The organism is Bradyrhizobium sp. USDA 3315 (assembly GCF_054056795.1).
Genome location: NZ_JBSRYP010000001.1, coordinates 4,792,391 through 4,813,348, shown reverse-complemented (window position 1 = coordinate 4,813,348; position 20,958 = coordinate 4,792,391). Strand labels below are relative to the sequence as shown.

Here is a 20,958-nt window from a genome sequence, read left to right as displayed (position 1 = left end):
AAAACTATTCCACTATCTGAGGATACTTTGACGGCAACGACCAACTTCGCGACGATCAACTTCGTTGCCTCTAAAACTGCATTGGAGACTTTTCAGTGCGGGAACCGCTACTCGATCCGACCGTCGATGACATTGCGCCATCGGGTTCGAATCTGACCGTCTATGACGAGGAGCATTTGGCTACGTACTGGCGGCTGCTTGACGCCGAAACCGATGGCGTCGATTGGTGCGAGGTAGCGCGCATTGTTCTTCACGTTGATCCAGCCTGCGAATGGGATCGGGCTCGTCGCGCTTTTGATAGCCATCTCGCCCGAGCATCGGTTTCTCAAGCTCAAGCTCCGCTGCCCGTACATCAGGCCCGAGCTTAGCTCGGCAGTTTCGAAGCGAAGGTCTCTCAGGGGCGCGGTGTGAACCCAATCGATTCAAACGACCCATTCAACACGGATGCTTGGATGCAGGGGTAGTCGCCGCCGCTAACTGCGCGAGGGCGACGGAGGCGTTAGCCGCGAACGGGTTCGAGGTTGGCACCAGCAAATTACAAGCCATCGGCCGGCGATGTTGGGCATTTCCTTGTGCAGGGTCGGCTCTGCCATGCCGACCACTGGTTCGGTGTCCGGGCCGACGACCACGCGGGCGAACTGCCTCGCGGGTCGGCATCCACCAGGAGAACCCGCTGCCCGCCCTGGCGTAGCTCGCGGCTAGATTGATGGCGATGGCCCGATCGATTCGAGCAAACGCGTGGCGCATCACTTCGATCAGTCCGAACAGGTGCGCCGGCAAGGCCGTGGGCTGCCGGTCTCGATGGTCGCGCGCAAACGCTTGATATCCCTTTGCTACTGAAGAGCCGCTTCACAGCGCAAGGCCCCGATCCGCGAGCACCTTCTGCGTGAGCGGGACCATGATCTCGCGGGCGATTTCACGACCGATTTGGACTCAGAGCTGCCGCGCGGCATCAGCGTTGCCGGTCAGGTGATGTTCGGCCAGTCGTTGCCCCAGGCGGCTGTCGAACTCCCCGTCCATCGCATCGGCGAGCCGCTGCCGCATCGCTGCATTTTCGTCGGGTGCGATGCGGCGCACCACCGTCTCCCAGGGCTGCCAACGCGTTGCCAGATAATCGGCGAACCCCGCCGCCTCCTGGTTCCGCACCGACGTCTCGGCCGCGGCAACATCGTTGTCGCTGACGTGGGAGACGTCGAGGAAGCGCATGTCCGGGGCGATGTGCGACAGCTCCAGCGGGTCACGCAGCTGGTTCTGGTAGGCAAGATAGACCTCGATCTCGTCGATGTCGGCGTTCGGGTCGGCACGGCGGAGCGAGCTGACGGTCTCGCGCGCGATCCCGTCTAGTGGCTCTGCACAGTGATTTTGACGGGTTGCGTCTGGCGGTCAGAGTAGCTCCGGCAGGTGTTTTGGATCAACGAGGACCTCGATACTGCGAGGGGTCCTTGGCTGCCGTCTGATGAGGCCCTCCCGTTCCAGCGTCAGCACCATCTGGTGAACCGAGGGCGGGCTAACGCGGAAGTATTCCCGCATGTCGGCTTCCGCCGGGGGTCTGCGGTGCAGGCGCGTGTAGAGGTGGATGAAGGCCAGGTACTGCCCCTGTGTGGGCGTGAAGGGTTTTGCCGAAGGACTCACGCCGGCCATCCGATTCAGTTGTTGGTGCGTGCCTCGAACACGGAGGCATGCCATGAATGTACGCTATCGGGTCGACCTCAGCCAAATCGAGCGCACGGAACTCAAGGCGCTGCTCAGCGGCGGCAAGCATGCGTCCCGTAAGCTCAAGCGCGCGCAGATTTTGCTGGCTGCCGACACCGGCGGCAGCGATGAGGAGATCGCGCGGAGCGTCGGCGTGGGCGGCTCGACCGTGTACCGGACCAAGCGCCGCTTCGTGGAAGGCAATCTGGAGCGGGCGCTGAGCGATGAGCCGCGGCCCGGAGCGGAGCGCAAACTCACGGTCAAGGAAGAAGCCTTGTTGGTGGCGACGGCCTGCGCCAGTCCGCCAGAAGGCCGGGCCCGCTGGACGCTTGAGCTGCTGGCAGGTGCGATGGTCAAGCTCACCGAACACAAGAGCCTGTCGCATGAGACGGTTCGGCGGCGCCTGGCCGAAAATGGCCTCAAGCCCTGGCGCAGGGACATGTGGTGCATTCCGCAGATCGACGGCGAATACGTCGCCCGTATGGAGGACGTGCTCGACCTCTACGCCGAGGCGCCAGATCCCAAGCGGCCGGTGGTGTGCTTCGACGAAAGCCCGGTGCAGCTCATCGGCGAGGCGCGTCAACCGATTCCGGCCGAGCCCGGCCAGCTCGAACGTTACGATTACGAGTACCGTCGCAACGGCACGGTCAATCTCTTCGTATTCCTCGACGTGCATCGTCCCTGGCGCAAGGTCAAAGTCACTGAGCGGCGCGCGGCTGAAGACTATGCCTCCTGCATGCGCGACCTCGTCGACATCCATTATCCCGACGCCGAGATCATCCGAGTCGTCCAGGATAATTTATCGACCCACTCCGCCGGCGCCCTGTATCAGGCCTTCCCGCCCGCCGAAGCCAGGCGGATTTTGCGACGGCTCGAGTTCCACTACACGCCTAAGCACGCAAGCTGGCTCAACATGGTCGAGATCGAGATCGGCGTCCTGCGGGGCCAGTGCCTCAATCGCAGAATCGACGCCCCCAAGCGGTTGCGCCGCGAAATCGCCGCTTGGGAACGGAAGCGAAATGCCGCCCGCTCTCGCATCAAATGGATGTTCACAACAGACAAGGCCCGCACCAAAATGGGCCGCGCCTATCCCGCGACTTCCAAAGAGTCATAATCACTGTGCAGAGCCACTAGTGCCTCCAAACGGAACGTGACACGGCCGTGCTGGAGCAGTTCGTCGAGCCGATTGTCATAGACCCCGTCCTCGACATCAGCGTTCAGGCGCGCGGTCTGCATGCCATTCCAGGTCAAAGTGATGCGATCTTCGCATGTCTCGCTCGCATCGAGGGGCCAGCTGAAAGTACAGCTTGCGTAATGGCGGCCTGATCGCAGCCTGCCTCAGATCATCGCGCACCGCCTGCCGGAACGCCTCATTGCCATAGTTCAAGGTGCCGCGCAGCCTGTCGAGGAAGCGCGCGTATTCCTGGGCACCCGGCTCTTCGGCGAAGTCCTGCCAGGCGGTCCCCATCTCCGGCTCACCGACGAGCCAGTCCGCCACCGTCTCCGCCAGTGGCCGCGCCTGACCTTGCGCTGCTTCTCCTTCCATCGAGAAGAAGACGTCCGGGCCTTCATAGTCCTCGGCATTCAGAGCTGCCGCCACACTCGCCAGCACCGGCTCCGGTAGAGGATTAAGCTCCAGGGAAACCTCGCACTCAGAGCTGAGCTGCGTCAGCAGGGTCTCGGGCAGGCTTCTCAGTTGATTGTTCTCGACGTACAGGCGCCGGAGCCCGGCCGGGAGAGTCGCGGGCAGACTGGTCAGCTGGTTGTTGCCGGCGTCGAGCAGCTGCAGCCCGGCCGGAAGCGTCTCGGTCAAGCTTCTCAGCTGATTGCGGTCGACGTTGAGGAGCCGGAGTCCGATCGAAAGCTCGGCGGGTAGACTGGTCAGTTCATTGTCGTCAGCCCTCAACTCCTGGAGCCCGACCGGAACGGTCGCGGGCAAACTGGTCAGCCGGTTGTTGCCGACGTCGAGCTCCACGAGGCCTTGCGGGAGCATCTCGGGCAGGCTGGCCAACCGATTGCTGTCGACATTCAGCCCCTCGAGCTCAGCCGGGAGATCGGCGGGCAGGATCCTCAGCTCATTGCCGCTGGCATTGAGCACATGGAGCCCGGCCGGAAGGATCGCGGGCAAACTGGTCAGCCTGTTGCCACTGGCGTCGAGTCGCTTCAGCTCCGCAGGAAGGGCGTCTGGCAAGGTTGACAGGGACAGGCATGACAGATTGACCTATGCCAGACATATTGATTGTCTGGCCAGAGACAGGGAAGTCGGTGCAGACCGGATTGGATACCGGAACTGTCGTACTTGAGTCACTTCCCAGTATCGCGCTTCCCGCCCGATGCCCGCATTGCTCGCAAACGCATTTTTGGAAGCCTGTGGAGACTTGGGTTCACGAAGCAAGAACTCGCGGGCCGATTGATGCTGACTCGCGAAAAAAGCGATCAGGACAAGCCCGGTGACGCAATTGAGACCTATCAGCGGTGGGGATGGAGCGTTTCGAGTCATGCCCAGCATGTCATTCGACCGTTGGTTGGTTCTGGAACCACAGGACGGAACGGCCCCAGGGAGCGAAGGGGCCATCTCTGCACCCGACGCGTCCGGGGCCGCCGATCGACTATTCTCAGATGAATAGAGCAACAATTGCGATTGCTATGGGGACCAGCCCAAAAATGATGATGCCAGCGCGGATAAGGACTTCGGTCATGGCACAACCCCGACGAGCGCACCTTATCATAGTTTTCGGCGTGCGACCTTCTCAACAGCATCACAACTCGTCTGAGCGGTGATGGCCGTAAGGATCCAACACGATCCCAAGCGAAATTCTAGGACAGCCAGCACCTGCCCGCCATAGGTCTATTCGCGCGTGAGCGAGGCTGTCAGCTAAGCTGCGCGGGACGTATTGCTGGCGCTGCTTGGCATCCGCGCCTGGAAGAGACGAATGCGTAACGAGGGGGCGATGTGGTAAGGCGTCAGCATCGGTTCGTTTGGTACGCTTCGGAGATATCCGGTTCGAGCGGCGGATTTCCCACAAGCATCCTTGGGAGACCGCATTTTGCGATCGATGACGGGACTGGATTTACCTCCCTGCACTGGTAGCATTCGAAGAGTTTCACAACTTATTTCGCATCCGTAATCGGATTGTCGTACTCGCCCTCCAGACTGGGCGAAATTTTCGAGGTCCTCGCATGGCCGAAGCGCCCTCCACGACCGCCATTCCCGTAAAACCCACGGATTTTCAGCATCGGATGTTCACTCTGTCGGAGCGCTTGGCCGGCGCCGGCGCGATCAAGATCGTCGCCATAGGTTCGTCCACGACTGCCGGCGAAGGTGTCTGGCCGGACAGATCGGACTGGATGCCCGTGATGAGCGCAACTGGGATCACCGTGCCAGCCTGCACGACATAAAGGCGAGACCTTGGCCTCGAGCCGGTCCGGACTGGCCGTGCGCTTGGCGGTCGAAGCGTAGAGGAAGGAGGTCGTCCTGCGGTCTTGCATGTTCCAGGCGCCCGCCCGCTCGTCAGCACCTGGGCACCAAGTGCAAAACCGCCCGTTGGCGACAAACGTCTATAGAGTTTCTTGTTGGTGGTATTCCGGAAAATCCCGCAATCGGGTGCAAGTTGAGCTGACTGCACTTCAGCTTCGGATTGCCCTGCCTCAAGCTGGGTAAGGATGATCCCATCCCCCCTTCAGCATGGCTGCTTGATCGTGAATGTTCCAGATCAGGGGCGCTCCCAAATGCCTCTCGCGCTCATGGTTCGATCTCCCACCTCTGCCTCAGACGGCGTCCATGCTTCGCCCTTCTCCTGGCACCTTAGCGGTGAGTGTGATGATGGATTGGCGTATTATCCTCTTCAGCCATCCCCGCCGGCTCGATCGTGAATTCGATTTCTATGGTGCCGGCCTTTTCGAATTCCAACGTCCCTTTGACCATCTCTCCTTCCTTTAGTGCGCCGTGAAGTCCTTCAAACAGGATCCGCGCGCCACCGGGTTGAAGACGAACGAAACCACCAGGTTCTATTTGGAAGCCATGCTCATGGGTGGCGAACTTGGCTGGCCGTACGCCTGCATCGGCTTCCTGCAAGATCCCCTTCTCGCCCGAAAGCGAGGCCCCGAGCAACCGATCTGGCCTTGTGCCGCTGTTCTGAATTTCGATCACATAAGCCGTCGTCGTGGTATTGGTCGTATCCTTTGCAGCCACCCAGGGATGCTGGATCAGGAGTGTTCCGACCTCCAACTCATGGCTGACGGCGGTACTGTTAAAAAAAGCCAGGACGGCAACGCCGGCAATCGGCGAAAGCAATGCCCTTGCACTCGCCATCAACATCGTGGGTTTCCAAGGCATCATGGCCTCCTCTGTAATCTGCGTTCTAGCGCTTACCACTTTATGTTCGCGGGAAAGGTGGTCAGCGAACGTTTCCCGCAATTGCCGCTTTTGGAGGTGGGCTCAACCGGGCTGGATCAAGATCATTCCGCTGAATGACGGCGGCGCTAGCGACGGTCACTCGGGGGCTGATACGGGAAGGCGAGGTGAGATGCTCATCTTCTGACACTGATCCCCCATCCGAGCGCCCCAAAAGAGCTACCACCTGCTTGTCGACGCAGAATCTGCTCGCTACTATGATCATGGCTCGTCTCGGCCCGCGATCTTGCTGGCACCAGACCTGTCGCCGCGACAAATGATCGATTGAAACTCGCGGGGGGCACTGCGCTCGGCCAGAGCATTGATCGCGAGTGCGATCAGCGGGAGCCAGACAGCAATGAGGGCAAGAGCGGCCCGGACGCTAATGGTCATGAACGCCTCTCTTGTTGATCTCCGGTTCGGCTTGGAGCTGCGTAATTGCGTCGACCAGTTGCGAAGGCGATGCCAATCCCTCCGTCTCGTCCGAACGCCAGCGTGCGCGCACGAATCCGAATCTGTCGATAAGAAACTCGATTATCGCTGGAGGCGAATCGTTGTCATCGAAGCCGGGGTTCGCCGTTGTGCGCCGATAGAGATTCCACGCAGCGGCAATGCGATGGTCCATGTCGAACACGATGCAGGGATTTCCTGACTCACTTGGAGATGGGAACTCCTCGGAGTGAGACGGCATCACCGCGACGATCATTCCGCCTGCTTGCTCGATGGCGCGCGCGTGTTGCGTCAACTGATCTAGGCGCTGCGTTTGGATGCCATCTCGGAAGATCGGCACAAGTTTTGAGCGCCCATCGCTCCTATCTTTCAACTTCCCTCTCGGGCCGACGCCGCGGCACGTCGGAAAGTCGATCGCGTGAAGCCACGGCTGCCCCACCGATATTTCGGGACCAAGAACTCTTGCTTCATAGCCAAGCGATAGAGCCATCACGTACTCGACCACTCGCCACCTGTCCAAGTCCGACAGACTTTCGGCAAAGCCCGGCATCGCCGAGGATGGGAAGCCATGGCTCACCCACCAGTATATGTCTCCCATCGTATGGTCTCTCGTGTGCGGAGCAGTGAGATCGGCGGGCGGCGGCTTCAACTCTTTTGCCAACGGGCCGTCTCCTCTACCCCTCAGGCCGTGGCAAGCTACGCAGTTAGCAGCGAATACGTCCTGTCCCCGGGCAATCGCTTCGGCGTCATACGGTACCGGAACCTTTGAGTAGGTCGAAGGATACGCGGGCACTGATAACCCGGGCAGCGCGACAGCCCCTGCGACGCCAAGTCCAGCAACAGCCGCGATCGTCGCCCGCCGCCATCTTCCCATACGACCGAGCTCAAATGCGGCAATACTCCCAATCAACAGAGCAATGCAGCCACCAATGGCCAGAACGTGACTTCCCGGTACCGTCCCCCAAGCGACGGCTGGATCCAGACGGAACGAAAGCGGCCAGACTATCTCGACGTGTCTCGATGGAATGGCCTGGGACAGGCAGCCCGCAAATAGCGTGACCAGAAATGCGAAGGCTAGCTCGATCTTCAAGACCATCGCGAGTGGCTGAGTTGCCCCTTCGGTCCTTAGCAACGGCAATAGCCTTTGTCTGATGAACGCCGCGCAGATCAGGACCGGGCCGATGCAGGCGAACTTTCCTGTCAGGAGCCAGCCATATTCGGTCGCCACCAAACCCGGCCAAGTCCCTACGTTTTCGATTGCTAGAGCTGCTCCGGTTGCGACCAGGAGCAACATGAGCGGCAGCGCGACCGTCGAAAAGCCGCTCAGGAGCCCAGATTTACTTTCGGGCCTCTCCGCTGCCTGGCGAGCCATCGCGACAACGAGGGTTGACAGTCCTCCGAACCAGAGCGCCGCCGCGGCAACATGGATCATATTGATCGCGAGGTCTGCTATAGTGCCGCCAGCCGCCGAGTGGCTCGAGAACAATCCCACCAGCAGCGATAGTCCGCTGAAACTCGCGGCAAGACCTGGCTTGTGAAGAAGTCGCAAGCTCGCAACTCCGACTAGCACAAACCCGAGCGCCGCGACCTGAGCTCTCCCGAACCGCGTGTCCACAATGATGAAGAGCACGTCGCTGAAGCTGACAGCTAAGACCGGCTTGCCAAGGACGGCGCCGATCCGAACCGTCAAATACAAGAGGCCGGGGACGAGTCCTACGGACGCAGCGATGGAAGCCATCGTCGTGAAGCGCGACCGAGTGCCGCTTTCAAGACCCTCGCGCCACAGTTCCAAACCCCAGCAGAATCCGCCGAAAGCTGCCGTGGAGGCGAAAGAAGTCCCTCGCGCAAGTGAGAGGACCGTTTCCATCAAGGTCCTCGGTAGAGAAATGTAAACTTGCCTTCCGTGCGATGCCCATCAATCGAGACGACGCTCCAACTGACGGTATGGAGCCCGGCAGATAGATGAGGCAACGAAACATTCACGATTCGACCATTGCCGCTTAGCACGGGCTGCGAAAGCCCTGATACGGCTTTATCATCGCGAGACAGGGCGACATTGATGAGCCGCTGTTCGAGCGCTTCGGTGAAGTACAGGACCATCGGCCCGACCGGAGCCGAAATTTCGCTGCCGTCTTGCGGCGTCGATCGAATGAGATGCGCATGAGCGAGTACCGCGCTTGGCGTTCCGATCAGCACGGCCATCATGACGAGAACGAACCTTTTCATCGAAACAACTCTCCTTTACCTGTGGTTCGCCGAGGATAGCTCCCGCCCGATCGAGTATCGTCGCCGTGCCCACAGAAACGTTCCCACGGCACCTGACACTATGACCAGGAACCACGCCAGAAGACGTATCAGACTCCAGCCTCGCCCCACGTCGAATGGAAAGTTCGCCACGCTTTGCCCGCGACCCTCGATCGCCACCATGCCGACGTATCTGCCGGCTTTCTCGAAATTGACGTCGATCTTGATCGTTCCGTTCGGATACTTCCTTGGTGGAATGTAGAGGATGCTGGATGGTGTGTTCGTCATTTCCATCCTTTGTATGCCGTCATCTCTAACCAGGTTCACGCTTACCGGGATGTCTCGAAGGGACTCGTCGACGAAATCGAGAACAATGATCGTTCGCCCGACCTCCGGTATGTCCTCACAAAATTCGGCTCTCGAGCTCTGCGGCTGATAGCCAGTAAAATGCATGAAGTAGCTGTCCACTTTCAGCTTGCATTGGTCCGCCTCCATGGACACCGCTCCGTGCGCATGGCCTTCGCGGACGGCGCCAAGAATAAAGAGAGCGCCGAGCGCCATCACAAGGACCGCCGGGAGCGCCCCTCTTCCGCTCGCGTTCGTCCGCCACTGACCTCGCCGCAACATTCGCGCACCCAAGCTTACCTAAGTTCGGTGAATACGGGCACGATTGGTCCGCCTATCTCGGCTATGACGCGTTTCCCGTTCGGAGTGTAAAGGAGCAACAACCCGCCGAACTTGGAGTCGACGTCGGTGAGGAAGCTGACAAGGCGCTCCAATTCCCACACGGCGTCCGTTGCCTCGACGAGCACCTCTCTCGTCTCACCGGGATTTATCGGCGTATCACTACTGAGCTCAAGCCCTGTGCGTGCGATGAGATCCCTTGGGTATGTCGGATCTACATTGGCTATTGCTGCTGGGAGCCCCTGATTGAGGAAGCGGATGTTTGCGGTCGTAAGCTCGCCGATTGAAAGAGGTTCTGACCCTTTGTTCGCTATCCTGGTCGCTAACCTCATCGAACGGCCCGGCACGTCATAGGTGGCCGATATGACCTTGACCTCTGCGTCAGCAGGGCTTGCCGGGCGCGGCGCGACCTTATTCAACCCGCTCTGAAGGGGCACATTATATGGATATTCCTGATTGGCTCGGACGTAGCCGCCGAAGACCATGACGAGAACGATTGCCGCCACAATGATCCCGACCCCGGTGTCCCTCAACGAAACCAACAAATCCTCCCTGCCCTTCTGCAGAACAAGCCATCGAGGCAAAAACAGTGGACGAACCAACCAGATCAATAACCAAGCCGCAGCCACGGCCAGCCAGGCCACATGCCATCCGATCGCGTTAGTCAGCCCGAACGTCTGCAAGTCGTCGATTTGCAGACCAGTCATAGTCTTGATTGGAAACGCGAACGAATGCGCATCACCCGAGATATTTATCCACTGACCCGGTCCCACCAGAGGGCCAGATCCCTTGATCGAGATCGAGGGATGGATGTGGCTGCTGCCCGGTGTGCGCCCTTCAAGAACCATTCGAAAATCGTAGTCGCGGCCAAGTTCCAGCTTTGCGAAAGACTGCCTCGCTGGCTCACCGTTGAGGTATGTTTCCACCCTGGCAATTGTTGGCCCCGGCGACACGCTCGATACGAAGACAATATCCGGCGGAGTAACTGCGTCCGGCCAGTCCTCCATCAGCCTGAATTTTCCTGTTAGCTCGAACCGCTCGTTCACCTTCACGTCAGTTTTGGAAAAGTGGACATCGTAGAATTGTACCGTCCTGGTCCTCAAGTATGGCTCCTGAGCACGTTCGCCATGAGCGGCTGCGCTAGACACTCCGGTAGTGAAGGCGATAACCCAACCGGCAGCGAGTTTTATAAGTTTCGCCAACATACCCGTGTTCCCTGTGCTTATTCGCTTAGGCCGCTGGCCTGCTTTTCATACCCATGAGGGATTTGACGACATCGCCGTTCTTGAGGAACGTCGTCTGGGACGCAAAACGCCCAAGCTGCCACCAAAGTTGATGCATGAATATGCAGATGAAGCCCGCGAACGCGGCCGACACCCAACTAACCGAGCTACCGAAAGTCCGGAGCGTACCGCGCTCGATGATACGCAGATACTCAGGCATGTTCGAACGCGGAAATGTGTAACCGATCATGTCGGCCAACGATGCGACCATTCCTTGGTGCTCGACTGGGAGATAGAACGGAGCCAAAGCGGAATAATTCGATGGCCAGAATATGAATCCGAACGCAAAGCCCGCGAAGATGGATGTGAACAGGCTATTGCGAAGGACGATTAACGCCATATCCATCAACAATGCGCCGGCGATCACCTGTGACGGCACGCCTTCCGTGAACGGGAATCCTGTCCATATCCACCAATTCGCGTAACGTCCGAGCCACGTGGTGATCAGCAACACTGTCGCGCCCAGCGTCGCGCCGATGGGCAAACGGAAGTTGACCCAGAAGATCGCCTGCAGAGCAGCAGGAAACATGATCATGGAGATGGGCGTGACAAGGGGCCAATATTGCCGGTCTTTCCAGTCGACATACATATCCCAATCACCGACCGTGAGCATCACGTGCAGATGGAATGCTCCCGCAAAGAGGGGCACCACCGCCGCCACGACCAAGAAGTCGAATACGCGGGAGTATCTTGCTGCCTTGGGAGTTAGACCGGAGACAGAAATGACCGTCTCAGCCTTGGGGCCAGCTTTCCTTTTCGGAATCGCCACTGCATCGATGTCGGTAATTTGGGGTGACTCCTCTCTCCCTAGGGTTTACTTGCAGTTCCCGGACTGCGATCACTGTCCCGGGAATGGCTGTTGTCTTGTATTATTGTCGCACGGCTTCCCCCACCGCGCTTTTTTCGGCGTGTAGCCAACGTGGGGTCCGTCACGCGCTCGCTGCGTCCTGCTCGAATACAATCGGAACGAGTTCTCTAAATCGTCCGACGATCTGCATCAGGACGCCCGCCAGCGCGAGTGCGCACCATCCAAGAACCACGAAACCCCAATGCAGCGGATGCGAGAAGATTTCCTCAGTGAGCCAGTAAGCATGCCCCCATTCGTTGAAACCGAGATTCGGCAAAATGAGGAAAGGCCCCACTACGGCGAAGACATGCATGAGCGAGATCCCCCTGCAGAAGGCCGGAATGCGGGTCATTGCGTAAACAAAGCTGCCTACGCCAAAGAAGAGATAGATTGGAATGGTTGCATAGAACAGAATTATATGACTGGGAGTAAACGGCGTGTCTCTGAGGGTCGTCTGATGCCAGACTCCATCTCCATCGGCGAAGAAGCTGCCCGTCCAGAAGATACAGAAGCTGTACACGACGAGCCACATGGTCAGATAAAAGTAACTGCGCAATTCGGCCGCGGGCGTGATGGCCTCAATGTTCTTGTCACGCGTCAGGAAGAGATAGATCCAGCAGAGCGCGCCCGCGCCATACAAGACCGGTAATTCGATCTTGAAGAGCGTCATCCAGTATTCGCCAAATTCTGGTGAACTCGCATCGAGCCCCATGGAGAAACCAAAAGCCTGCTGATACAGCCGCGCGCAGATGTAGAGGATCGTCAGCGCAACGATCGCGAACGCGAACAGCCCGTAGTCTATGCTAAAGGTCTTGGTGCCCGTGACATTCGGTGTGCGATCTAACGCAGCGTCAGACATTATTCCCCCTTAGTTTTGTCCTAGTACCTCGATACTGAGGTTTTGTTTGATTGGTTTCGGATTCCAAGACGGGTAGCTGCTCAGGAGGGGACCAGCACTTCGATGCTGCGCGGCGATCCGGGCCCGCGCCTGATGAAGCTCGCGCGTTTCGGCAACACTATCTTGGTGGACGAAGTTGCCAAGCCGTCGCACCAATGCACCGACGTTGAAGCATTTTTCTTGATACGCTGGCCGACAATGAGTGCATATCCCAGTCGGGCATCAGTGCGCTTTCCAGGAATATTCATCCTACCATGCGGACGCGCCGAGGATGCTCGCCTTAACGATTCGGAGTTGCCTTCGAAGTCGAACAGTGGACCGGCGCCCAAAACAAAGGCCCGCCTGTCGTGGAACGTCCCTCGACCGTGAGGCCGGCCGCGTGAGTTGCATCGAAATAGGGACTACTCTTATTGAGCACGTAACCGGTATTCCGAAAATGGCCGGCCGGTCGATCACCATTCGGGAGCGGGCTCCGCTGTTGCATATCTATTCCATCTGCCAAGCTGCGCCCCGACCGCTTTAGAGAGCGTGAAGGACAAGCGGACGACCTCGGACCGAATGGAGGCTCTGTACAGCATCCACCGAGTTCGATCGGCCCCCTCGCTCAAGCCTACTTAACACCGGCTACATGGCTTGGGCAGCTACCAAGTCAGGTAGTTCCAGAGCACACCAGAGTATGTTTCATCCGCTTGGATGGTAGCGGCTGGATCCATCCTCAGTAGCTCCCTTGGCGGTCGGTAGTGTTCGGCCTTTCCTAGATGCTCGTCTGCGCTCATGACGAGATAATGCGCGGGAAGGAGTAGGTATTCATGAGCTAGGGCCACCCCACAATCAAAGTGGCTCACTGGGATGCGCCGGCCAGTTATCTCGAATAGAAACCATTAGTTCGATGTCCGATTGCCTATCATGGCGGAATTCGCTCGGGAACTCGTTCACCATCGTTGATGTGACAGCGGACGACTCAAAAACTCAAGTTTGGATTGCGCCGGCCAAGCCAAGCCAGGCGCTGACATTGGTCCTCGCCGCAGTCTCGGAAGGATGGACTGCGGAAGTGTTGGACGTCGCGCTGACCGTTGAGCAGCAGCGAACGTTCGAAGAACTTAAGCTCGAACCCTGCGACGTTTACAAAGTGGCCGAGTAGCGAGCGCGGCCTGTTTCCGGAGCGGCCACTCTGGATAGCAAAGGCTTTCCTCGCCAAGTTGTAGGCTGCCTAGGCAGGCTTACGCCGCTCGTTCTCAGCCCTATTCGCAGCCTTGAGCCGGCCTTCGATGTAGTAAGGATGAAGCTGGTGGCTGGCTAGCCTAACCATTTCAAGCCGATGGCCGTTCCTACGATGGCGCCCCGCGGGTATTGATTTCTGCAATACAGAACTGCTTGTGACCCAGCAAGGCCTGGATCTCCCGAAGGTCGTCACCGTTTGCGAGGACGCGTGTAGCGGATGCGCTCCTGAGAATGCGGCGTCAACTATCTCTGCTCAAGGAAGGCCTGCCGCTGCGTCGGCCTCCATAATCTCCCGTTCGACCGATCGGGATGTCAGATGCCTCCCATCGTCTCTGGCTGAATGAAGGAGCTACAAACTGGAACTCGTCCCGTATTCCAGCGCCAGACGTCTCAGCGGACGCACCATTAAAGGCTGGTGAAAGCATCTGCTGTGTGACGGACACCTGCCCAAGAGCTACATCTCGGGGCAGTCGGGTGCCTCGAGGAAGCACGCACATCGAATAAGTGACGGGGTCAGATCGCTTTAGTTGTGGTTCGGTCAATATTCTGCCAAATGCACGAGCCGGAGTGTCGAGAGGCATCTTGGGTCGGTTCGACCTTAGGTAGTCCACAGCATCAGCAGATGGACTTTCAGCACACGAATGCGTTTGGGTACGGTGCCGCCGCCTTCTTGGATTGCCGTGGTTCTTAAGAACGACTGACGATCCAGACGAACTTTAACGCGGTACATCATGGACGGATCTCTGATCCTAGAAGGCAAACGATCCTCGATTTGACGGACAGGTCACCAAAATGAACAGATCAGCAGCAACGAAGATGAAGCAGCGCAGTGCCGGTAAGCCTGACATCGAGTTGGGCAAGCGGATCCGCCTGCGCCGTGTCGAGCAGAAGATCTCGCAGGCCGAACTCGGCGACAAGCTCGGCGTCAGCTTCCAGCAGGTGCAGAAGTACGAGAAGGGCGTCAACCGTGTCGGCGCCGCCCGCCTTCAGCAGATCGCGAGCGCGCTCGATGTGCCGGTCACCTTCTTCTACGACGGCGACAACAAGGCCCGCGAAGTCGAGAGCCTGCTGCTCCTCGACAGCGCATTCAGCCTCCGGTTGCTGCGCGCCTACAGCAAGATCAAGGATCAGACCGTGCAGCGGCAGCTCGTGTCGCTGATGGAATCGATCGCCGCCGAGGAGGACTGAGCGGCAATCGAGGTCGGATCGCGGCACCGCCAACCCAGATGGCGTTGAATCCGGAGTGAGAAGCATCAGGGAAGCCTGGCGGGCGGCCAAACAGGGCGTTCCGGCGGATCAATACGCGCACGGTCATCCGGCTCTGACAACCGCCTTGGCGACATTCTTGTGGGGCCACCGGAATCTGGGGAAGAACGCTCGATGAAGACGTCCGCCGCTCATCGGCGGAAATGCCCCGCCCATAAACAACGTCGGCTCCCAGAACGCCGCCGGCGATCGGTCGCATGGCTGCGCTGCGCGCCTCCCTTCAAAGCGGACACCGTCACGAGACGTCCTCGCCTATCGAATGAATGTCGGCAACATCGAACCCCGACGCGTAGGAGAAAATCAGTCAATTTGGAGGGTACGGGGGGCCGAAGCGAATGAAGGGATGATGTAGTGCAAGCAAATGGAATAGGCCAATCAAGAAAACACTCGGTCACAGCAACTCGCCACAGGGCCTCGACCGTGCCAGTGGAATTTCGAGAGCTGCGTTGGGCAATCACCGCGTCCCAGCACCGGAGCTTACGCCAAGCGGCAGAGACGCTCAGAATCAAGCAGCCAACCCTCAGTCGTCGACTGCGAGACCTCGAATACAAGCTGGGCGTCACTCTCTTCGAGCGCACAAACGGCGGCACGCGACCGACCATCGAGGGACAGGAATTCCTAAATGCCGCGCGGCGCATCGTGGATGATACCGAGAGAATCGCGGCTCGCCTCAAGAGCCACTCGCGCGGCGAGAGCGGTCGACTGACCATCGGCATCCACACCTCCCTCTCAGCCGGCAATCTACGGGCCACCCTCCTTGAGCACCGGCACCGCTTCCCCGAAGTCGAAACGCATCTCGTCGACGGAGCGAGCGACCATCTGATCTCGGACCTCATCAACTCCGTCATTGACGTCGCCTTTGTAGCCGAGCCCCATACAACGTGGAGCGACAGGTCATTACTGCTCTGGAGCGAACGTATCGTCGCCGCTCTCCCCGCGAACCATCCGCTGACAGGCCGTGACGTGATTCACTGGGGCGAATTGAGGCGCGAACCGCTTTTAACGTCACAGCGCGGCCCCGGACCAGAATTCCACAAGCTGCTCATCAGCAAATTGGGTTCTTCCGATCCTTGCCCGCTTCTTCGCCATGATGTAGCGCTCGACCGGCTTCTTACCTTGGTCGGCGTGGGCTGGGGTATCTTGCTGGCATTGGAAAGCGTGACGGGCGCTGCATATCCGGGCGTCATCTTCCGCGAGGTTCACGATGCCGACGGGCCGACGCGGCTGAGCTTCCACGCATATTGGCGGCAGGCCAGTTGCAATCCATCGCTGCGTCCGTTCCTCGATTTGCTTTGCGAGCGCTATCCGGACCTCTCGGCTGATCCGGAGACGAAATGAGGAGCATTCCGTCGTGCTTTCGTCAAGGCACGTGTGCCTTAGGTCGGCCCAAATCAGCTTCTCCATCCTCCAGAAACTGGCGTGCCTTTGCTCACGCATTTCCGGGACAGAGCATCGCTTCGGAATCAGTCGGGCTGCGCAGGACCCAGGCCGACGTAGCAGCAGTTGCTCCATTCAGTGAATTTTTGGAGGGTTCGGCTGTCCTGTTGTCGTATGACGGCCTCATCACGAGTTTCCGGATGAAGCAGACGGCTGCAAACCTTGTCGCGAAAGGTCCAAGACTCTTCAAAACGATGAACCTGCTACGATGCTTCGACCCTGAGGGCGACCATCGTTCCAGCGTTGGACGCTAATCGGGTCCGGAGCTCCCCAAGCCCACACCGAAGAGGTTCTTACCAATCTGATGGAAAGGCGCGGCCTGCGGCTTACAGCAGCGCGCTGCGACGATCTCAGGTGGCACGAAATCGACAGCACCGGATTTGGCTATCGCAGAACGCTTCTTCACAGGAGCGTGCGCCCTCGACCGAGCCGGGCTCCGGAATGAGCTGAGGGTCCAGCGCTAACGCACCCTCCGTATCCAGCAAATGCCGCGAGACCGACGCAGCTGAGCACGCTGTCCTTCACACGCGACGGCTTTCGCCACGTTCTCCTCGGCGTCGGCAAATACTTAAGCGAAATCTCGGAACAATTCTCCATGGTGTCTCTACAGATCGGCCCGCCACGCGGCTGGCCACCCGTCTCTCTTTCCTGGTTGCTGGGTTCGTCACCGCGTGCTGGGCAACCCCTTGTTCCTTTCGCAAAGGCTTGCCTCGGTCAGGACGATGCACACTTGGCACCTTGCTCCTGTGCATTCGGGCCAAGGAGACGAAAAGATTATGCGTAATCAATGATGATCCGGAGTTGCCCTGGTCGGCAACCGTGGCGCATCATTTTGGGAAGCTGTCGAGGGCCTATCGGTTGCTCGGTCTCGTCCGCCTAAAGGGTAAGCCTGCGCGATTTGGGTTGCGGCGAAGTTAGCTGGCGATAGTCACGTGCGCGACGAGCCGTTCAGATATTGACCGCTTAATTGCTTGGACCGACGCCGCTACGGCGCAGCGCCGAGCACACATTCAAGCGCCGCCCGTGATCTTATTCCATATGCGAGGCGCTCCAAACCCTGAGGGCCCGGGGTGCCAGGCTGGTATCGACTAGTTTGCTCCAGGACTTGCCTACTTCGATCCAGCGGCATTTTCGCGCGGGCAAGGTCTGCAGCATTTTTTGGGCAATAGGTGCAAGACTCGCAGCTTCGGAGATTGGGTCAAGGCCAGCATCTTCAAGGATTCTCACAGCGGCCTCTTTGGATCGCATCCACGCCGCTTCGGTGAACCTGCTCTCCGAGAAATACTCAAAACAGGTGCGAAACGTCAGAGCGCGGCCGATGACCTTATGGTTTTGTAGTCCCGTCTCACTCAGCCATCGGCGCAAATGGTCACACCACTCCTCGCTGCTGAAATCGAGAAGATTGGCACCTTCGAAAATCAAAAGCGCCGCCATGCCGGCGATTTCGCATCGCACATCTTCATCTTGTTTTTCGAACCAGTCGCGGATTGCCCGCAAGGGCGGCGCCGGCCGATTTGCGGCCGATCTCTCCGTCGAGCTGGTCCGATTGAACGGGACGACGTTTTCCAGTTGGGGCATGCGCGGCCAAGGCTTCCCCTTTGCGTCCCATAAGACCCAACGCTCTGCGATCGCTTTTGCTTCTTCCGGTGACCTGGTTCGCCAAAGCTCCTTGAGCGCCTCGTCGACGTAGTATGAAACATCCGCCTTCAGGCCACACGTACGCGCGATTGCTGCTAGGCGTCCCGCGTCAAGGAGCCGGGCCGCGAAGTTGTTCTCTGCGTTCATTTTCCGAGGTCTTTCGCGCCCTCTCCAGCGCGTCCCGTTCATTCTGCTCTAGGCGCACTACAAACACCCTATTCACGCCGTTGAAAGTTAGCGGCGACGTGACAAGATGCCCGTCGGTATCGGCCGAGCGGTCGCCGTCTTGCCTTATGTCACGCGCCGCTAACCTCAGTGGCCAGCCACGGCCCTCAACTTGCGATGGTAGCCATGCCTGGGATGCCCCTAGGCATTGCTAGGCTGTGCATTCTTCATGCCAAGCAATAGTCGACAGTTTGGATGACGTTTGTGTTGAGTTTGTCTGCTTCGCGACATACCAAGGTCTCGATCGTTGCAGTCGAGCTTGTCCGCAGCGGACTCATCTTGATGCTGCCGTCTCCGCAACCATCGACCGCGCGAGCGAACCTCGCTGATGGATCAAAAGCCCCTTCTGTTTTCGCTATCGGCGCTTTTGAATCGGCCCCCCAGCAGCAAGGTTGACGTGATTCGATATCCCCAGGCTTGGCGCCAAACACGACTGCAGCGCCGATCCTGATATCGCCGAGAATGATCCGGATCGGCCCAAGTCCACCAGGGCCGCGCGGCATTACATGGCCGTCTCTATGCGCGCGGAAGCCGTCCTACGCGGCCTGATCGAAGATTAAGTCCAGCCGCTCCGCAAGAGCTGCCGATAACCGTGTCTGCTCATCCACTTGGCGCGGGAGAGATGGCTCTCATAGGTGCGGCGGGCGCGCTCCGGCTCGCGTTTGGAATCGATGTGCAGCACGACCTCCGCGACTTCCCGCCAGTCGGCACCGTCCGCATCCGCATCTAACAGACGCATGTAGGTAACGACGTACTCGCGGTCATACGGGGTCAGGGTCGGATCGCTCGGTGCGGCGTCGAATGGCATAGCAGTCTCCCGGCTCAAGCAGGCAAGGATCGCTGGAGATTGTGGGCTTTTTATAGTGTTCCTACAGGTTCCCCTATAAAGCACTTGCTCGATCGCGTTGCGAGCGTTCCTATATCTCCGATCATGCGGTGTGCTGGATGGATCGTGTGTCGACCCAAATAGTTGGTTGGATTATAGCCAGTGGTTCAAATATCCGGGCGCAGACATGATGGGCGCATGAAAGCTCGTGCTCTTGTGGCCCTAAATGTGCGTCGGATCCGCGTGGAGCGCGGTATTTCGCAGCGGAAGCTGGCTTATGAGGCTGGGATTGACTGCTCCTACTTGGCGAGCCTCGAGCGGCAATCGAAAAGCCCGACAATTGATATCCTCGATCGCATCGCCGACGCGCTGGGTGTTCATCCATTCGAATTGGTTGTTCAGCATTCCAAACGCGCCAAAGCTCCAAATACGTTGCATGAAGGTCGTAAGCGCGCGCCTCTTAAACCACCGAGGAGAGTTAAACCGCCGAGGAAAGGATAGTTGATCGACACTTGGTCGCGCTCAGTTTCCGGCGAATGCCGCCTTGCGCGGTGTGATGGAGAATGCCGAAGGTCTCTGGGCTGGAAGTTGTCTCAAAGGTTCCGCGGGCGTGCCTCGCTGACATGCTCGGCCGTATCGCCGCTCCTGCGGCTCATCGGCTAGGAAGCTGTTGATATTGTCAAAGCGATCCATCCGATGCTCCTCTGCCAGATCTGGGCAAATCGAGCCGGACCTGTCAGTCTACATAGAGCGGCTCCCATGCTATGAGCCTTAGCTGTCGATAAGCTGACGAGTCCCAGAGCAATTCACAATGCAGGTCTTGCACAGCACGTCTCGTGTAACGCCGTTCGGGTGTCGCTCCGAGACGGCGCTCGCACCCAAACGATCGATGCCCGAAGGCCGTCTGGCTCCAGCGGCTGAACCTCCGAAGGACACGGGTCTACTTGTCGAAAACCCCTGGCAGGATTCCCGTCCGGTTTTCCGCGGACGTGGTGTGCTGCCATCACCTCGCAGTCGCCGCGCTGGTGTCGATTAACGTGGAAACGCCCGCCGCTTTGACGAATGTCGTGTCATTCGAGGCGAGAGGCGTTGGTGCACGAAATGCGCCAATCTGCAGCCGCGACGACACGTTCGAGCGAATGACCCGTGCCCACGGACCCGCGCCGGTCGAAGAGCCTGACATACTCCCTAATGGATCAACGTGGACACGGGGCGCTTTGCGCCCGGCCGCTTGTGCTCTCTTGTGGTCGAGCGCGACGACGCAGGCTCGTGCATGCGAGCTCGGGGGAATAGTCGTAGCTCCCCCACCCGAGCATGGTCACCTTGCAGGTGCGCGCGAACTGGTTCGCCGTCGCTCACTCTTCGTTGGCGGCGATCGATTCCATCAGCGACACCAGTTGCCGCTGCACGGTCACGTCTTTGATCTGGCTGTAAGCGCGCAGCAACCGCAGGCTGAAGGCGCTGTCGAGGAAAAGGAGGCTGTCAACCTCGCGGGTCTTGTTGTCACCATCGTAGAAGAAGTTGACTGGCACATCGAGCGCGGTCGAGATCTGCTGCAGGCGGGCGGCGCCGACGCGATTGACGCCCTTCTCGTACTTCTGAACCTGCTGGAAGCTGACGCCGAGCTTGTCGCCGAGTTCGGACTGCGAGATCTTCTGCTCTACACGCCGCAAGCGAATCCGCTTACCCAACTCGATGTCGGGCTTGCCGGTGCTGCGCGGCTTCATCTTCTTTGCTGCTAATCTGTTCATTCTGTTAATCGGGATGTCCCTGCGGATAGATTGGGGATTCGTCCGTGATATGCCGCGTTAAACTTCGTGTGGACCGTCAGTTGTGGGAATTCCGGTCTTCAAA

21 protein-coding genes and 1 pseudogene are annotated in these 20,958 nt (G+C 58.9%); 6 read left to right on the top strand and 16 right to left on the bottom strand.

The window, feature by feature from the left end; all coding sequences use genetic code 11:
* The first annotated feature begins 95 nt into the window (after positions 1 to 95).
* On the top strand, positions 96 to 368 hold the full coding sequence (locus ACVIYL_RS22165; RefSeq protein WP_456779753.1) for a DUF2285 domain-containing protein: 273 nt from the start codon (positions 96 to 98) through the stop codon (positions 366 to 368).
* Positions 369 to 933: 565 nt separating this feature from the next.
* On the opposite strand, the pseudogene ACVIYL_RS22160 reads toward ACVIYL_RS22165, so the two are convergent.
* Together ACVIYL_RS22160 and ACVIYL_RS22155 are read right to left on the bottom strand one after the other, a co-directional pair.
* Positions 934 to 1,338, bottom strand: a pseudogene (locus ACVIYL_RS22160) (NEL-type E3 ubiquitin ligase domain-containing protein); the annotation flags it as partial.
* A 45-nt stretch (positions 1,339 to 1,383) separates the two neighbouring features.
* Complete coding sequence (locus tag ACVIYL_RS22155; protein WP_456779752.1) at positions 1,384 to 1,641, bottom strand: LexA family protein; 258 nt, start codon at positions 1,639 to 1,641, stop codon at positions 1,384 to 1,386.
* A gap of 43 nt (positions 1,642 to 1,684) precedes the next feature.
* Here ACVIYL_RS22155 and ACVIYL_RS22150 point away from each other — a divergent pair, with 43 nt between their 5' ends.
* On the top strand, positions 1,685 to 2,806 hold the full coding sequence (locus ACVIYL_RS22150; protein ID WP_456779625.1) for an IS630 family transposase: 1,122 nt from the start codon (positions 1,685 to 1,687) through the stop codon (positions 2,804 to 2,806).
* Here ACVIYL_RS22150 and ACVIYL_RS22145 read toward each other — a convergent pair.
* Together ACVIYL_RS22145 and ACVIYL_RS22140 are read right to left on the bottom strand one after the other, a co-directional pair.
* A complete protein-coding gene (locus ACVIYL_RS22145) occupies positions 2,779 to 2,943 on the bottom strand; it encodes an NEL-type E3 ubiquitin ligase domain-containing protein (RefSeq protein ID WP_456779751.1) in 165 nt (54 codons plus the stop codon). The genes ACVIYL_RS22150 and ACVIYL_RS22145 overlap by 28 nt on opposite strands.
* Entirely contained in the window at positions 2,903 to 3,820 is a 918-nt protein-coding gene (locus ACVIYL_RS22140) for an NEL-type E3 ubiquitin ligase domain-containing protein (protein ID WP_456779750.1), read from the bottom strand. The genes ACVIYL_RS22145 and ACVIYL_RS22140 overlap by 41 nt, the downstream gene beginning before the upstream one ends.
* 1,052 nt (positions 3,821 to 4,872) lie before the next feature.
* Here ACVIYL_RS22140 and ACVIYL_RS22135 point away from each other — a divergent pair.
* Entirely contained in the window at positions 4,873 to 5,091 is a 219-nt protein-coding gene (locus ACVIYL_RS22135) for a hypothetical protein (protein ID WP_456779749.1), read from the top strand.
* A 406-nt stretch (positions 5,092 to 5,497) separates the two neighbouring features.
* On the opposite strand, the gene ACVIYL_RS22130 is transcribed toward ACVIYL_RS22135, so the two are convergent.
* The 9 genes from ACVIYL_RS22130 to ACVIYL_RS22090 all read right to left on the bottom strand — a co-directional run bounded on the left by ACVIYL_RS22130 (position 5,498) and on the right by ACVIYL_RS22090 (position 14,445).
* Positions 5,498 to 6,028 (bottom strand): copper chaperone PCu(A)C, encoded by a 531-nt coding sequence (locus ACVIYL_RS22130; protein ID WP_456779748.1) that lies wholly within the window; start codon positions 6,026 to 6,028, stop codon positions 5,498 to 5,500.
* A 279-nt stretch (positions 6,029 to 6,307) separates the two neighbouring features.
* Positions 6,308 to 6,478, bottom strand: a complete 171-nt coding sequence (locus ACVIYL_RS22125; protein WP_316395602.1) for a hypothetical protein — start codon at positions 6,476 to 6,478, stop codon at positions 6,308 to 6,310.
* Positions 6,468 to 8,231: a CopD family protein gene (locus ACVIYL_RS22120; protein WP_456779747.1), complete on the bottom strand. Its 1,764-nt coding sequence runs from the start codon at positions 8,229 to 8,231 to the stop codon at positions 6,468 to 6,470. The genes ACVIYL_RS22125 and ACVIYL_RS22120 overlap by 11 nt, the downstream gene beginning before the upstream one ends.
* Before the next feature lie 170 nt (positions 8,232 to 8,401).
* Complete coding sequence (locus ACVIYL_RS22115; protein WP_456779746.1) at positions 8,402 to 8,761, bottom strand: copper resistance CopC family protein; 360 nt, start codon at positions 8,759 to 8,761, stop codon at positions 8,402 to 8,404.
* Between the two features lie 15 nt (positions 8,762 to 8,776).
* Positions 8,777 to 9,274 (bottom strand): hypothetical protein, encoded by a 498-nt coding sequence (locus tag ACVIYL_RS22110; RefSeq protein ID WP_456779745.1) that lies wholly within the window; start codon positions 9,272 to 9,274, stop codon positions 8,777 to 8,779.
* 146 nt (positions 9,275 to 9,420) lie between these two features.
* Complete coding sequence (gene amoB, locus ACVIYL_RS22105; protein ID WP_456779744.1) at positions 9,421 to 10,668, bottom strand: bacterial ammonia monooxygenase, subunit AmoB; 1,248 nt, start codon at positions 10,666 to 10,668, stop codon at positions 9,421 to 9,423.
* Between the two features lie 25 nt (positions 10,669 to 10,693).
* Entirely contained in the window at positions 10,694 to 11,515 is an 822-nt protein-coding gene (locus ACVIYL_RS22100) for a methane monooxygenase/ammonia monooxygenase subunit A (protein WP_456779743.1), read from the bottom strand.
* Between the two features lie 160 nt (positions 11,516 to 11,675).
* Positions 11,676 to 12,452, bottom strand: coding sequence for a bacterial ammonia monooxygenase, subunit AmoC (amoC, locus tag ACVIYL_RS22095; protein WP_456779742.1), 777 nt, complete (start codon positions 12,450 to 12,452; stop codon positions 11,676 to 11,678).
* 1,858 nt (positions 12,453 to 14,310) lie between these two features.
* A complete protein-coding gene (locus ACVIYL_RS22090; RefSeq protein ID WP_456779741.1) occupies positions 14,311 to 14,445 on the bottom strand; it encodes a hypothetical protein in 135 nt (44 codons plus the stop codon).
* A 59-nt stretch (positions 14,446 to 14,504) separates the two neighbouring features.
* Here ACVIYL_RS22090 and ACVIYL_RS22085 point away from each other — a divergent pair, with 59 nt between their 5' ends.
* Together ACVIYL_RS22085 and ACVIYL_RS22080 are read left to right on the top strand one after the other, a co-directional pair.
* Entirely contained in the window at positions 14,505 to 14,900 is a 396-nt protein-coding gene (locus ACVIYL_RS22085; RefSeq protein ID WP_456779740.1) for a helix-turn-helix domain-containing protein, read from the top strand.
* A 498-nt stretch (positions 14,901 to 15,398) separates the two neighbouring features.
* On the top strand, positions 15,399 to 16,316 hold the full coding sequence (locus ACVIYL_RS22080; RefSeq protein WP_456779739.1) for a LysR substrate-binding domain-containing protein: 918 nt from the start codon (positions 15,399 to 15,401) through the stop codon (positions 16,314 to 16,316).
* 1,128 nt (positions 16,317 to 17,444) lie between these two features.
* Here ACVIYL_RS22080 and ACVIYL_RS22075 read toward each other — a convergent pair.
* Positions 17,445 to 18,200 (bottom strand): hypothetical protein, encoded by a 756-nt coding sequence (locus ACVIYL_RS22075; RefSeq protein ID WP_456779738.1) that lies wholly within the window; start codon positions 18,198 to 18,200, stop codon positions 17,445 to 17,447.
* A 634-nt stretch (positions 18,201 to 18,834) separates the two neighbouring features.
* Positions 18,835 to 19,086 (bottom strand): DNA -binding domain-containing protein, encoded by a 252-nt coding sequence (locus ACVIYL_RS22070; RefSeq protein ID WP_456779737.1) that lies wholly within the window; start codon positions 19,084 to 19,086, stop codon positions 18,835 to 18,837.
* Between the two features lie 216 nt (positions 19,087 to 19,302).
* On the opposite strand from ACVIYL_RS22070, the gene ACVIYL_RS22065 reads away from it, so the two are divergent.
* Positions 19,303 to 19,605, top strand: coding sequence for a helix-turn-helix domain-containing protein (locus ACVIYL_RS22065; protein WP_456779736.1), 303 nt, complete (start codon positions 19,303 to 19,305; stop codon positions 19,603 to 19,605).
* An 854-nt stretch (positions 19,606 to 20,459) separates the two neighbouring features.
* On the opposite strand, the gene ACVIYL_RS22060 is transcribed toward ACVIYL_RS22065, so the two are convergent.
* Positions 20,460 to 20,855, bottom strand: coding sequence for a helix-turn-helix domain-containing protein (locus ACVIYL_RS22060; RefSeq protein ID WP_456779735.1), 396 nt, complete (start codon positions 20,853 to 20,855; stop codon positions 20,460 to 20,462).
* Positions 20,856 to 20,958 lie beyond the last annotated feature (103 nt).

Coding starts and splice junctions, on each gene's coding strand:
- ACVIYL_RS22155 (WP_456779752.1), bottom strand. CDS start 1,641: ATGGCCGGCGTGAGTCCTTCGGCAAAACCCTTCACGCCCACACAGGGG.
- ACVIYL_RS22150 (WP_456779625.1), top strand. CDS start 1,685: ATGAATGTACGCTATCGGGTCGACCTCAGCCAAATCGAGCGCACGGAA.
- ACVIYL_RS22135 (WP_456779749.1), top strand. CDS start 4,873: ATGGCCGAAGCGCCCTCCACGACCGCCATTCCCGTAAAACCCACGGAT.
- ACVIYL_RS22130 (WP_456779748.1), bottom strand. CDS start 6,028: ATGCCTTGGAAACCCACGATGTTGATGGCGAGTGCAAGGGCATTGCTT.
- ACVIYL_RS22125 (WP_316395602.1), bottom strand. CDS start 6,478: ATGACCATTAGCGTCCGGGCCGCTCTTGCCCTCATTGCTGTCTGGCTC.
- ACVIYL_RS22115 (WP_456779746.1), bottom strand. CDS start 8,761: ATGAAAAGGTTCGTTCTCGTCATGATGGCCGTGCTGATCGGAACGCCA.
- ACVIYL_RS22110 (WP_456779745.1), bottom strand. CDS start 9,274: ATGGAGGCGGACCAATGCAAGCTGAAAGTGGACAGCTACTTCATGCAT.
- amoB (WP_456779744.1), bottom strand. CDS start 10,668: ATGTTGGCGAAACTTATAAAACTCGCTGCCGGTTGGGTTATCGCCTTC.
- amoC (WP_456779742.1), bottom strand. CDS start 12,452: ATGTCTGACGCTGCGTTAGATCGCACACCGAATGTCACGGGCACCAAG.
- ACVIYL_RS22090 (WP_456779741.1), bottom strand. CDS start 14,445: ATGATGTACCGCGTTAAAGTTCGTCTGGATCGTCAGTCGTTCTTAAGA.
- ACVIYL_RS22085 (WP_456779740.1), top strand. CDS start 14,505: ATGAACAGATCAGCAGCAACGAAGATGAAGCAGCGCAGTGCCGGTAAG.
- ACVIYL_RS22075 (WP_456779738.1), bottom strand. CDS start 18,200: ATGAACGCAGAGAACAACTTCGCGGCCCGGCTCCTTGACGCGGGACGC.
- ACVIYL_RS22070 (WP_456779737.1), bottom strand. CDS start 19,086: ATGCCATTCGACGCCGCACCGAGCGATCCGACCCTGACCCCGTATGAC.
- ACVIYL_RS22065 (WP_456779736.1), top strand. CDS start 19,303: ATGAAAGCTCGTGCTCTTGTGGCCCTAAATGTGCGTCGGATCCGCGTG.
- ACVIYL_RS22060 (WP_456779735.1), bottom strand. CDS start 20,855: ATGAACAGATTAGCAGCAAAGAAGATGAAGCCGCGCAGCACCGGCAAG.